Source organism: Ochrobactrum sp. Q0168 (genome assembly GCF_016427605.1).
In the GTDB taxonomy this organism is placed as follows: domain Bacteria; phylum Pseudomonadota; class Alphaproteobacteria; order Rhizobiales; family Rhizobiaceae; genus Brucella.
In genome coordinates this window covers 332096-345450 of the sequence record NZ_JAELXQ010000001.1, presented here as the reverse complement: position 1 = coordinate 345450, position 13355 = coordinate 332096, and the positions used below count along the sequence as shown (strand labels likewise).

Here is a 13355-nt window from a genome sequence, read left to right as displayed (position 1 = left end):
GTGCTGAAAGCAACCACATCAAAAATGCCTAAAATGTGTTGAGTTTTCATGTCCGCTGAAAATATTCAGACCAATAACAGCCAGAAATTCGCCCAAATTGCCGCTTTTTTGGCTAGATTCAGGCTTTGTTGCGAATGCGCAACAATATCAAAAAACAATCGAAACGCCGGTTCGATATCGTCTCGGAGCTCTTGAAACGCAACTTTCCCGCGACATACCAAATAAGAAAACACCCGGCAGGTTTCGCTGCCGGGTGTTGATTCGTGAATGCCTTACGTTACGGAACAGGTCAAATTAACCCGCGTCACGGATACGTGACTCAGCCGTCGCAACCCGTTCGGCGGCTTCCTTCAACTCGGCCAAACGCTCACGTTCGGCTTCAACGACCTCTTCCTTGGCATTCGCGACGAACTTCTCGTTCGACAGCTTGTTCTCGATCCGATCAATATCAGCGGCGATTTTGCCAGCTTCCTTGGCCAGACGGGCAGATTCGGCCTTGAGATCGATCAGCTTTCCGAGCGGAATGCAGATCGTTGCTTCACCGTGCAGCATCTGCGCTGCGCCCTTAGGAGCCTGCGCTTCGAAGGTCACGCTTTCAACACGGGCCAGACGCTTGATGGCAGCGTCGTGACGCTCAAAGCGTTCCGTGGTCGTTGCATTGGCGTCGAGAACGACGACCGGCGCGACTGCGCCAGCCGGAACATTCATTTCCGCACGCACTGACCGGATGCCTGTGACGAGATCGACCAGCCAGTTGATGTCGGCAGCCGCTTCTTCATCCGCGAAGGAAAGCTCCGGCCAATCGGCCAGCGCCAGAACCGTATCGCGCTTCTTGCCTTCGCCAGCGGTCAGCGCCCAGAGTTCTTCGGTCATAAACGGCATGAATGGATGCAGCAGCTTGTAGATCTGGTCCAGACAGTAAGCAGCGGTCGCCTGTGCCTCGGCCTTTGCCGCTTCATCATCACCCATGAAGATCGGCTTGAGCAGTTCCAGATACCAGTCGCAGAACTGGTTCCAGACAAAACGATACGCCGCACCTGCCGCTTCATTGAAGCGGTAATTGGCGATGCCTTCGGTCACGGCGTGCGTGGCTTTGGTCAGTTCAGTCAGGATCCAGCGATTGACTGCAAGCTTGGCGTTTTCCGGACGGAAATTTGCATCGATCTTGACGCCATTCATCTGCGCAAAACGCGTCGCATTCCACAGCTTGGTGCCGAAATTGCGATAGCCGGCGATACGCGCCGGATCGAGCTTAACATCACGGCCCTGCGCGGCCATGATCGCCAGCGTAAAACGCAGCGCATCGGCGCCATATTCGTCTATCAGTCCGAGCGGATCGATAACGTTGCCCTTCGACTTCGACATCTTGGCGCCGTTCTTATCGCGCACCAGAGCGTGCATATAAACGGTGTGGAACGGGATTTCCTCCATGAAGTGAAGGCCCATCATCATCATCCGGGCAATCCAAAAGAAAATCAGGTCGAAACCAGTGACCAGAACGCTCGTCGGGTAATAGGTCGCGAGTTCCGGCGTCTTGTCTGGCCAGCCAAGCGTCGAGAAAGGCCACAGCGCCGACGAGAACCAGGTGTCTAGAACGTCGGTATCGCGCTCCAGAGCAACGTCTTCGCCATAATGCGCCTTCGCTGCCGCCTTGGCTTCCGCTTCGCTCTTTTCGACAAAACACGTGCCGTCCGGTCCGTACCAGGCGGGAATCTGGTGCCCCCACCAGAGCTGACGCGAAACGCACCACGGCTGGATGTTCTCCATCCAGTCGAAATAGGTCTTTTCCCAGTTTTTAGGCACAATCTGCGTGCGACCGTCGCGAACAGCGGCCATAGCAGGCTTTGCCAGTTCGGCTGCATTCACATACCACTGGTCTGTAAGATAAGGCTCGATCGGCACGCCGCCGCGATCACCATGCGGAACGGCGTGGGTGTGGTCCTCGACCTTTTCCAGATAGCCGCGCTCGTCCATCAGCTCGACAATGCGCTTGCGCACTGCAAAGCGATCCTGCCCGTCCAGCTCGGCAATCAGCGCCTTCAGTTCCGGCGTCAGCTGCAGGCCTTCGAGGAAGTCGTTATTGTCTTTCAGCGTGACGGCAGCTGCTGGCGTCAGAATATTGATCGCGCGCAGGTCATTGCGCTTGCCGACTTCGAAGTCGTTGAAATCATGCGCGGGCGTGATCTTGACTGCGCCAGATCCAGCTTCCGGATCAGCGTAATCATCGGCAACAATCGGAATATGGCGGCCAACGAGCGGCAGCACGACATCATTGCCGACCAGAGCGTGATAGCGTTCATCCTTCGGATTGACCGCAACGCCGGTATCGCCCAGCATGGTTTCCGGACGGGTCGTCGCGACAACAATGTAAGTATGCGGATCCTCTGAATCGAACGGCACATTTTCCAGCGGATAGCGGAAGTGCCAGAGATGACCCTTCGTCTCACGGGATTCGACTTCAATGTCGGAAATCGCGGTCAGCAGCTTCGGATCCCAGTTGACCAGTCGCTTGTCGCGATAGATCAAGCCCTGCTTGTGAAGCGTGACGAAGACTTCCAGAACGGCGCGCGACAGACCTTCATCCATGGTGAAGCGCTCACGCGACCAATCGCACGACGCGCCGAGCCGACGCAGCTGATTGGAGATCATGCCGCCGGATTCGGATTTCCACTGCCAGATACGCTCGATGAACTTCTCTCGGCCCATGGCATGGCGGTTCGGCTCCTGCCGCTCAGCAAGCTGACGTTCGACAACCATCTGGGTTGCGATACCGGCATGGTCCATGCCCGGCTGCCAAAGCACGTTCTTGCCGCGCATGCGCTCGAAACGAACCAGGATGTCCTGAATCGTGTTGTTGAGCGCGTGGCCCATATGCAGCGAGCCGGTAACATTCGGCGGAGGAATGACCACGGCAAAAGGATCGGCTCCTGGCTTCGCTCCTGCTCCCGCTTTAAATGCCCCTGCTTCGTCCCAGCGTTCGGCAATTTTCGGCTCTATGGCCGCGGCGTCATAAGTCTTCTCAAGCATGGAATTATCCGGTCTTTTTGCGCAATGAAAGGATTGAGCGCTCAATAACAACAAACGGGTGATAAATCACTTCAAAAGTGAAAACCCGCCTGCAAGACAGACGGGCTTTTGAACTCAAGGGCCGCTTTACACGGGCCGCAGGTCGACTATCGGTCGCCGCGCACGACCCGTTCGATTTCTTCACGAACAAGCCGCTCCACAAGCGTGGGCAAATTGTTATCCAGCCAGTCCTGCAACATGGGGCGCAGAATCTCCGCAGCGATATCGTCAAAGGAACGACGCGGCTCTGAACGCACGACGTGGCTCAAATCCTGAAAAGCGGCGGCCACCTTACGTTCCGCCACCTGTGACAGAATATGGGAAGCCGCAGTGGTTTTTGCCAGTGGTTCCGGTGTAGGCGGAGCAGCGGCAGCGATCGGCTTTTCAGGAACAGCGGCTTGCGCCACGGCCTCTACGCTTTCCTCAAAATTAGGCTCAAGCAGCTCATCGATGGCTTCAGCGATGCCATCTTCCAGCGAACGATCAAGCGCTTCCAATGAGCTCTCGTCTTTCGCGGCTGCCTGCGCAGTTGCGGCAGGCGCTTCCCGGGGCAGATCAGCCGCGCGCCGGTCATCGTTCTGGGCGTCTAGGACAATGTTCTCTTCTTCCTCTTCGATTTGAGGCTGGAATGTGGGCGCAGCTTTGATCGGCTCATCAATCGGCCCGCGCAATACGGCTTCATCCTTCAGAATATCCCGCATCATGGCCGGCCTTTCGGTCGGTCTGGAAACCGGAGCTTCCGCAGCGGGCTGTTCCTGTGCGGGCGCTGCAGGGCGGCGGAACTCCGCCACCTCGCCGCGCAACGGAAAACTAGCCATCGTCGACATAGGGTGGCGGCTGACATCACTGTCTTCTATAATGCGTCGGATGGAAGCTAGAATCTCTTCCATGGACGGTTCGCGTGATGCGCTGGATGTCTGTGCCATAGCGGTCCATCTTCCCTATTTCAGAATAGAGCAATGCGCGCGCGGGGAGCGGCGCAAGGTTCCCCTTCTCTGTTTGGAGCAGCCGTTTCGCCGGAAAACCTTCCGCAAGCTCACAAAGCCGCGTCCTGCAAAGGACAGAGAATCAATGGATTAAGGGTACCGGACGTTCGGCGATTTGAGAATCCCCGCAAGAGAGCCAGGCAATTCAACTCACAGCTTTATCAATTTATTAAGAATTGACCGCCATCGCCGCGAATCGTCATCAAACAAAAACGGCGCCCGAAGGCGCCGTTCAATCTGAAAATTCCTGCTCTTTAACGACCATCTGGCGTGCGCAGGCCGAACCACTTATCCTTGACGGCCTCGTAGTGTTCTTCTGGCTTATATTCAGCCACCTGTAGGCCCATCTGCTTCGAAGTCATGCGGCCGGTCGCGTTGAGAAGCGCATAGCTGGCGACAACCACATCATGCTCTGACTGAACGAGGCTGATCTCTGCTGCGGTCAGATCGTTCTGCGCGTTCAAAACGTCGAGCGTCGTGCGCTGGCCAACCTTGCGCTCTTCAATCACGCCATCCAGTGCGAGCTGAGCAGCGGCGATACCATCGCGATTTGCTTTGACCGAAGCGCGGGCAGCTTCAAGCTGCGACCATGCCGACCCAATAGCTTCACGAACCTGATCGCGAACGACGTCAACTTCGATCCGCGCCTGACCAAGCTGTTCCTTGGATTGGCGAATCTGCGCCGAGGTGCGTCCACCCGTATAGATCGGGATCGTCACGCCGATACCGACCGATGCGGAATTGCCGTCACCAACCGTCGAACCGGCATAGGTATCCAGACGACTAGCGCCGGCCGACAGACCGACGGTCGGCAGCATTGCGCCTTCCTTGGCCTTGACGTTGTAGCCAGCAGCATTCACGGCATATTGCGTGGCGAGAATGCCCGGGTGCCCGGCCTGTGCGATTGCGAAAGCATCGCTCGGCGATTTGGGCAGGTTCTTCGCGGCAGCGGCAGCGGTAAGCCTGTCGGGTTGTGCGCCGACGATGCGAATATAGGTCGCCTCAGCCGACTTGACGTTAGCGCGAGCGCTATTCAGCTCAGCTACAGCAGTCGAACGGCTGGCTTCAGCCTGCGCAACGTCGGTACGCGTGCCTTCACCGACATCCAGACGTGCACGGGCTGCGCGTACCTGTTCGTTCATCGCGGCCAAATTCTTCTCGCGAAGCACGGCGATCTGGCGATTCTGATAAACGCCCATATAGGCAGCGACAGCGCTATAAAGCGTGTTCTGCTCGTCATTGCGCATATTTTCGCGCTGCGCGTAAACCTGTGTTTCCGCCGCGGCGACATTGTTCTTGGTCTGGAAACCGTCAAACAGCATCTGGTTCAGCTGGATGCCGACCGTGCCGCTGGTGCGATAGCCGCTTGCCGGCGAACGACTGCGGCTTGCATCATAAGTACCAGTAATCTGCGGACGGTAATTCGACTTGGCTATAGCCACGTCTTCGTCCTGAACGCGCACGCCTGCGCGGGAAGAATTCAGGGAAGCGTTATTCTTATAAGCCTTGACCAACGCACCAGTGAGGGTTTCAGACAAGGCGGACTGCCCCGATAACACGGTGCCGGCCAACAATGCTGCCGCTGCGACCAGTCCTTTGTACGTTTTGAACACCGGGTACCTCATCTTAAGAACAGCCAATTTCAGTAAATCGAACCAATCAGTTCGGGCAACCTTAAATAACCTTTAAAATCGGTTATTTCCATCGCCCCGCCCAGAGCATGCACAAAGAAATTCCGCAGCGTTGCAGAATTGTACCAATCCCCAAAATTAGAATTCGAACTGAGGAATCCGCTCGAATCCCGGAAGTGGGCGCACCGCAGTGTTGAACGCAATGCGTCCGGATGCAACACCATTTTCTTTAACGTAGATCCGGGCAACCGAGGCGTTTCCGCGGCCTTCCACGGCGATAAGGCGTCCGCCTTCCTTGAGCTGCTGGAACAAGGTGTCCGGAACGAAATCCACGCCACCCTCAATCATGATCACATCGTAGGGGGCTTCCGAAGGATAGCCCGCATGCATGTCGCCCGACACAATCACAACATTGTCATAGCCGAGTTCGGCAAGACGCGCAGTCGCAGCGGCAGAAAGTGCAGAATCACTCTCAAGGCCGATCACCGAACCGGCGAGCTGCGAGAGAATGGCGGAGGAATAACCGGTACCGCAGCCGATATCGAGCACGACATCGTTCTTGTTCACACGGGCAAGCTGAATAAGCTTTGCAAAAGGCGACGGCTCCATGAGGTAACGCGGCGCGGAACCGTCGGTCTCAAGTGGCTGGTCTTCGTCGATATAGGCAACAGCCTGACGCACGGTCGGTACAAAGGCTTCCCGCGGAACGGCGAGGAAAGCGTCGATAACCGCCAGATCGGTTACGTCCGTCGTGCGGATCTGATTGTCGACCATCTTTGTGCGAAGATCCTGGAAATCGGCTGCCATAGCCCTCAACCCTTCATTATCGCCTGACGCGATGTTTCATATCACAAAGCACTCCGCAACGTCGGCTCAAACCTTGCTGCGAGCGCACCATAAACGAGATTTGCCGTTGATGTGGCAAAAATCGCCGGTGCAGTCAATGAAACAGCTGCCAAACACCCGCATTTGCGGCACTTGAACTCACCCGATTGACCCTTTGCGGCCCCCCCCTTCCGTTATGGAAAGAAAATGCCGGAAAGCGAAGCTCCCCGGCACCTACATCCTGTCTCGTTCCGGCGCAAGCGCTGGCAAAATCACATTATTGAGCGTTAGCCGCCGGATAACCCGCAGCTGCCAACGCGGAAACCACTACGTCCCTGGAAGCACTGCCACCGAACTCAACTTCCTTGGTGTCGAGGTCGATTTCAATCGGCGCTGTTGCGTCGAGCTTGCGCAGGGCGGAAGTTACGCTATCGGCGCAGCCGCCGCATTTCATGTTGGGAATAGTCAGTTTCATCGCAGAAAACGCTCCATACTTGATATGGACACTTATGCACCTTGCCATCGTGGTAAGGTCAAGCATGAAAACGCTATTGCTGACTGGCGATTAATTCCCTTGTTTTATGGTGCTTCGCAGGCTTCCGGCACGCTCTTTTCAAGCTCCAGTTCGGACTTGCTCAGCGATCCGGTCATGATCTCAATCGGCTTGAAGGGCGGCTCTTCCTGCATGGCGGGATTGGTGAGATGGATCGTGTAACAGCCGCCGAAAACTTCCTTCTTGCCATCATTGCTCTCGGCTTCAATAGCCAGCGGCTGGCTCCAGTAGATCTGGCCCGCGCCCGGATCCGGCTCTGTCTTGCGCAAAGCGACCTTGACGCTCTTGGTGTTCTCATAGCCCTTCACAAAGGCCTTGAAGTCGGGCTCCCGCCCCTCTTCCGAGTAATACCCATAAGCGCGTGTATATTCCTTGCGATTGATTGCATTGTAGTAAGATTCAATCAGCGCCTGTGGTGAAGACCGGTCGTCGCGATATTCCGGGACAGTAACACCATTCGCGGCATCCTGTGTCTGTTCGGATGGTTTGGTCTCTTCCACAGGCGCCTTTGTTTGCGCAGCTTCCGGCTTTTTCTGCGCTGTCGGCTCCGCGCTTTCCTTCGGTGCGGGCTTCTGCGCTTCCTTGGCGGCAGGCTTCGGAGCCTCCTGCGCATAGGCCTCCGGGAGAGCTACAGACAGGCCAAGCGCGCTCACGAAAACAGCCAGTCTCAGAGATTTCATCCGATCGATCGACATTCACATCTCCTCTTTTCCCAATGCCCGCCAGCCGAACACGCGGCCTGCGCTCTCGATTTGGTGTCTTGCGGTAATGATGTTACAACACTAACTATAGTGAAAACGTGGCAGCGAGGTTTGAACTCGCGGGTTTCATACGAGATTGGTTGATTCTCGGGCGTGAAGCCACAGCCTCAAGGCCACTGCATAGCACCGGAAGAGAAGAACCATGGGCCGTTTCGCAGTCATGACGCTAACCGAAGCCGCAGCAAATCGCGTTCGCGAGATTGTTGAGTCGCGCGAAGGCGCGCTAGGCATCCGTGTCGGCGTGAAAAAAGGCGGCTGCGCAGGCATGGAATATACCATCGATGTCGCCAGCGAAGCGAAAGCTGGTGACGATGTTGCCGAGAAAGATGGCGCCAAGGTCTTTATCGCCCCGGAAGCTGTGCTTTTCCTGCTCGGAACCCAGATGGATTTCGAAGTGACGACGCTGCGCACGGGTTTCGTGTTCAACAACCCGAACCAGACCTCTGCCTGTGGCTGCGGTGAATCGGTTGAACTGACCCCCGCCTCGGCAGAAAGCCTCCGCCAGATGCAAGGCGCTGCCTGACATCCGTGCGGATAGTCTTCCGAAGGACTCTCCCCAATGGATGACGAAACCCTTCGCGATCTGCTGCAGGATTTTGGCCCGATCAGTATCCGCCGCATGTTCGGCGGCAAAGGCATTTACCATCAGGGACTGATCTTCGCGCTTGTCGTGCGCGATGAACTACTTTTCAAAGCCGACGAATTGACTATTCCACGTTTTATCAAAGCTGGATCGGCGCAATGGACCTATGAAGGACGCAAAGGCGGTGACCCGGTCGGCATGCCTTATTGGAGCGTGCCGAGCGAAGCCTTCGATGATCCTGAAATCATGACCGAATGGGCCCGCCTCGCCTATGAAGCCGCGCTGCGCAGCACTCAGTCAAAACCCCAAAAGAAATCGGCCGCGAAGCGTTCCTTCACGACCGAATAACAATCTCAAAACTGCTGTCTGCTTACATGCCCGTCGGGATGAGCATGAAAGCAGGAATATCGTTGCCGAAACCAACCGGCGACGGACCATCATCGTCGCGATCACGACGGCGCTGCTTATGTTGGTCATGCTGCGGCCTGCCACGACGTTCGTCGTTGGAAGCGCGGATCGCGTCGCGGCGGTCATGGGATTCGATAATGGGCTGCGGCTGTTCCGCCGGATCGAGCGCTTCGGTCGAAGCTACCTTTTCCTTTGGCTTATCCATGCTCTTGTCCCGCCCCTTGTCTTTGCCCTTGCTGTCGCGCTGCGATTCCTTGCCCTTGCCACGCGCATTGCGGCCCTTGCGCGGCTGATCATCGGCCTCGTCGGACGGTGCAAGCGTGGACAGATCGCCATCGAGCCATTCGATCTTCTCGCCGATCATGTTCTCGATCGCGGCAAGATATTTCGTGTCCGACGGCGTGACGATGGTGAACGCCTTGCCTGAACGGCCAGCGCGACCCGTGCGGCCAATGCGGTGCACATAGTCTTCCGAGTGGATCGGAACATCGAAATTGAAGACGTGGCTGACATCAGGAATATCCAGACCGCGTGCTGCCACATCGGAAGCGACCAGCAGCTGCAGCTTGCCTTCCTTGAAGTTGGACAGCATCGTCATGCGGGCGCGCTGGTCCATATCGCCATGCAATGCACCGGCGTTGAACTCATGGCGCACTAGCGAACGGAACAGTTCCGACACATCCTTTTTGCGATTGCAGAAGATGATCGCATTCTTGAGCGTGTCGCCTTCGGCACGGATGAGATCGCGCAGTGCAGCGCGCTTGTCCCAATCCTTCTTGCTCGATTTGACCAGACGCTGCGTCACGGTCTTTGCCGTGGACGACGCCTTGGCCACTTCGACACGTGTCGGCGAATGCAGGAACTGTTCGGTGAGTTTGGTGATTTCCGGCGGCATCGTCGCCGAGAAGAACAACGTCTGACGCGTGAACGGGATCAGCTTGCAGATGCGTTCGATATCCGGGATGAAGCCCATGTCGAGCATACGGTCGGCTTCATCAATGACCAGGATTTCAACGCCGGTCAGCAAGAGCTTGCCACGTTCGAAATGATCAAGAAGACGGCCCGGCGTGGCGATCAGAACGTCAGCGCCGCGCTCAAGCTTGCGCTCCTGCTCGTCGAACGAAACGCCGCCGATCAGCAGCGCAACATTGAGACGATGATTGACGCCGTATTTGACAAAATTCTCTTCAACCTGCGCTGCAAGCTCACGGGTCGGCTCAAGAATGAGCGTGCGCGGCATGCGGGCACGGGCCCGGCCCTTTTCCAGCAGTGTCAGCATCGGCAGAACAAAAGAAGCCGTCTTGCCCGTTCCCGTCTGGGCGATACCAAGCACATCCTTGCGCTCGAGCGCGGGCGGTATAGCGCCTGCCTGAATGGGGGTTGGCGCGGTGTATCCCGCCGCTTCTACAGCAGCAAGCACTTTCGGGGAAAGACCGAGTTCGGCAAATGTCGTCAATGGAGGCGTAGCTCTCTGGTTCGGAAACGTGTTCCGCCCATCTGTCATTGCAGCCGCGTCATCCGGCGCAGAAATCAAAGCAGAAAAGGCGTCTGCAACGCATCTAGCGTTTTCTTGCAGCATCGCCTACGTCCGCAGCGTGCAAAAGTCAACCAAAATACCAACATACGATATCAAATTGCTTTGATATTCCTGCTTAAACCGACCAACGACGCCAATCAACGTCTTTTCAAAGCGAATTAAATCAAATTGATGACAATTAGAGGATTGTCACACACGGTACTTTTTCATCTTTGCTTGTGCGTAATCTTACCCAAAAACCTATCGATTTTTCAGATCAATGCCGAAACTGTTCGGTGAGAATTCGCTCATCCCAGGAGTGGTTCTTATCAAACAGAATGGCCACCTGACTATTCGGCGCCTCGCGTACCGTAACCGAAGTTACGGACTTCACCTCATTATTGTCGGCAACAGCATTGACCGGACGCTTTTCCGTTTCCAGCAAATCCATACGAACAGTCACATGTTTGGGTAGAAGCGCGCCACCCCAGCGGCGCGGACGGAACGGGCTGACCGGCGTCAGCGCCAGAAGCGGCGCTTCCAATGGCAAGATCGGCCCTTGCGCCGACAGATTATAGGCCGTCGAACCGGCGGGTGTTGCGACCATCACCCCATCGCAGACTAGCTCTTCCAGCCGCACTTTACCGTCAATCGATATGCGAACCTTAGCCGCCTGATAGGACTGGCGAAACAGCGAAACTTCATTGATCGCAAGCGCTTCGACGGGAGCCGAATTGTCGGTCTCCGCAATCATGACCAGCGGACGGATCGTTTCCATCTGCGCGGCGAGAATGCGTTCCGGCAGATTATCGACGCTGAACTCGTTCATCAGGAAGCCGACGGAGCCGCGATTCATGCCATAAATCGGCGTGCCAGTATTCATGAAGTCGCGCAGCGCCTGAAGCATGGTACCATCACCGCCGAGTGCGACAATAATGTCGGCATCTTCGCCCGACACATGCCCATAGCGGTTCACGAGCTCTTTCTGGGCCGCAAGTGATTCTTCGGTCCCGGATGAAAGAAAATGAAGCGCGAGTGATTTGTCGTTCATGTCTACTGTCTCGCTCCCCAGCTCAACCCTGATAAGTTTGCCATGTCCCCATCGCGGTCTATTGGCTATCACATGAAAAACCCTGTTGCCATGATCTCTTCGCGATGATTTTTCGTTTTACAGACGCGTCATTTGTGCTAATCGAGCGCAGACCGCATAGCGGAAGCGATTTGCAACCCAAAGCGGTTCGATACACACTGTATCGTGAAGTGCCCTTATAGCTCAGTTGGTAGAGCACCTGATTTGTAATCAGGGGGTCGGGAGTTCGAGTCTCTCTGGGGGCACCATCTTATCTATCTGAAAGTATTAAAAACCCTTGCGCCATAAGGCTTTTACCCCATATTGACGTCACAAATCACGTCACAAAATGGGTGCGGGAATGGCTGGCAAGGTGATGCATTTGAAGAATCGCAACGGGCGTTATTCAGCGCGGCTTGTCGTACCGCAGGCCCTTCGATCCATCGTCGGCAAGTCGGAGCTTGAAACGCAACTAGGCGCAGACCGCAGACAAGCCTTAGCGAAGCTCCCAAGCGCCGTAGCAGCCTTGCAGGGACGAATCGCCCTCGCAGAGCAACAGGCGAAGTCAAAGGCCAGCCCGGTATCTCTCCGCTATCCCCTCACCCCCGAACAGATCGCACACAGGCATTATCAGGCGCTTGTCGTCTTTGATGAACAGATTCGCCAGAGCGACCCGCGTTTCTCGAATATCGGCATTGATGACGTTCTTGTGGAGAACCTACGCGCCGGGATCGCCGGACGTTTGAATGATGACCAGCTTGAACCATTAGTTGGCGACCGTATTGAGCGGTTCCGCTTGCTCGGCAATACAAGCGTTCAAAAAGGCTCGCCAGAGTGGCGCAAGCTGGCGATAGCTCTATGCGTGTCAGAATATGAGGCGTTGGCGCGATCAGCAGAGCGCGACGAAGGAATCTTCAACGGCGCGCCAGAGCACCCTATGCTTGTGAAGGCCGCAGAAGCGCCAGCGCAAGCGCCGCACGTTGATATCATGGAATTGCTGGAAGAATACCTCAAGGGGCTGGAACGCGACGGCAAAGGCCGTGAAGCCCGTAAGCGCTGGACACCGGTATTTCATGACCTGATCAAATATGTCAGACATAACGATGCGGCCAGCATGTCCGATGATGATATTATGAAATGGCGCAATAAGAAGTTGGAAACGCTTTCCTCAAAAACGGTCAGTGATGTATATATGGCGAGCGTCCGCGCCGTACTGAAATGGGCAGTGGCAGAAAAGAAGCTCACTCACAACCCGGCTGGCGAAGTTCGCGTCAAAAAAAGGAAACCCGTCAAGTTGCGCGAGCAAGGCTTCCGCGATGACGAAGCGTTAGCGATCCTCAAATACTGCCGCGCCTACCAGCCGAAGGAAACCAATAATCCTAGCAACCGTGAAGCTCCGAAATCGACAGCGGCTAAACGATGGGCTTCCATTATCTGCGCTTTCACTGGCGCTCGCATTGTTGAGATTATGCAGTTGCGCAAGGAAGATGTGCGTCAGGAAGGTGACGCAACCGTTATCAGGATCACACCTGACGCCGGTTCCGTTAAGACCGGCCAATATCGGGACGTGCCGCTTCATAAGCAGTTAATCGATGAAGGTTTCTTAAAATTCGTGGAATCTTCGAAAGACGGCCCATTGTTTCATCATAACAAGCCGGAAGACGCCCTCACCGGCGCTCGCACCATGGCGGGCCGCGTTAGCAATTGGCTACGCGATAGTAAGGTTATCCCCGAAGGCGTTCAACCTAATCACGCTTGGCGGCACCGCTTCAAAACGATTGCCAATGATCTCGGCCTACCAGAGCGCGTTGTTGACGCGATCCAAGGTCACGCGGGACGAACAGCCGGTGACGGATACGGTGACGTTACTGTTATCGCCAAGAGTCGCGTTATCGCTCAATATCCGGAATATGAATTAGATAAGAAATAATGATGATTTTAGTTTAAACATCATTTT

11 protein-coding genes and 1 tRNA gene are annotated in these 13355 nt (G+C 55.8%); 4 read left to right on the top strand and 8 right to left on the bottom strand.

The genetic code is table 11. The features are described from left to right. Positions 1-294: 294 nt before the first annotated feature. The 6 genes from JAU75_RS01695 to JAU75_RS01670 form a co-directional block, all read right to left on the bottom strand. Complete coding sequence (locus JAU75_RS01695; protein WP_199054068.1) at positions 295-3027, bottom strand: valine--tRNA ligase; 2733 nt, start codon at positions 3025-3027, stop codon at positions 295-297. Between the two features lie 146 nt (positions 3028-3173). Then, on the bottom strand, positions 3174-3992 hold the full coding sequence (locus tag JAU75_RS01690) for a PopZ family protein (protein WP_199054058.1): 819 nt from the start codon (positions 3990-3992) through the stop codon (positions 3174-3176). A gap of 314 nt (positions 3993-4306) precedes the next feature. Next, positions 4307-5677 (bottom strand): TolC family outer membrane protein, encoded by a 1371-nt coding sequence (locus JAU75_RS01685; RefSeq protein WP_199054056.1) that lies wholly within the window; start codon positions 5675-5677, stop codon positions 4307-4309. Positions 5678-5821: 144 nt separating this feature from the next. Beyond that, positions 5822-6490, bottom strand: a complete 669-nt coding sequence (locus tag JAU75_RS01680; protein WP_199054054.1) for a protein-L-isoaspartate O-methyltransferase — start codon at positions 6488-6490, stop codon at positions 5822-5824. A gap of 295 nt (positions 6491-6785) precedes the next feature. Next, complete coding sequence (locus JAU75_RS01675; RefSeq protein ID WP_199054052.1) at positions 6786-6983, bottom strand: heavy-metal-associated domain-containing protein; 198 nt, start codon at positions 6981-6983, stop codon at positions 6786-6788. A 104-nt stretch (positions 6984-7087) separates the two neighbouring features. Beyond that, the gene (locus JAU75_RS01670) at positions 7088-7756 is read right to left on the bottom strand and encodes a hypothetical protein (RefSeq protein WP_199054050.1); all 669 of its coding nucleotides are present in this window, start codon (positions 7754-7756) and stop codon (positions 7088-7090) included. Between the two features lie 208 nt (positions 7757-7964). On the opposite strand from JAU75_RS01670, the gene sufA reads away from it, so the two are divergent. Then, a complete protein-coding gene (gene sufA, locus JAU75_RS01665; protein WP_078340420.1) occupies positions 7965-8345 on the top strand; it encodes a Fe-S cluster assembly scaffold SufA in 381 nt (126 codons plus the stop codon). Positions 8346-8381: 36 nt separating this feature from the next. Continuing rightward, positions 8382-8753, top strand: a complete 372-nt coding sequence (locus JAU75_RS01660; RefSeq protein ID WP_199054049.1) for a TfoX/Sxy family protein — start codon at positions 8382-8384, stop codon at positions 8751-8753. Between the two features lie 22 nt (positions 8754-8775). On the opposite strand, the gene JAU75_RS01655 is transcribed toward JAU75_RS01660, so the two are convergent. Both JAU75_RS01655 and JAU75_RS01650 read right to left on the bottom strand, forming a co-directional pair. Then, entirely contained in the window at positions 8776-10269 is a 1494-nt protein-coding gene (locus JAU75_RS01655) for a DEAD/DEAH box helicase (RefSeq protein ID WP_199054889.1), read from the bottom strand. Positions 10270-10606: 337 nt separating this feature from the next. Further along, positions 10607-11380, bottom strand: a complete 774-nt coding sequence (locus JAU75_RS01650) for an NAD kinase (protein WP_199054047.1) — start codon at positions 11378-11380, stop codon at positions 10607-10609. Positions 11381-11591: 211 nt separating this feature from the next. On the opposite strand from JAU75_RS01650, the gene JAU75_RS01645 reads away from it, so the two are divergent. Together JAU75_RS01645 and JAU75_RS01640 are read left to right on the top strand one after the other, a co-directional pair. Continuing rightward, positions 11592-11667: transfer RNA gene (locus tag JAU75_RS01645), tRNA-Thr, on the top strand. Positions 11668-11759: 92 nt separating this feature from the next. After that, positions 11760-13328, top strand: a complete 1569-nt coding sequence (locus JAU75_RS01640) for a DUF6538 domain-containing protein (protein WP_199054045.1) — start codon at positions 11760-11762, stop codon at positions 13326-13328. Positions 13329-13355 lie beyond the last annotated feature (27 nt).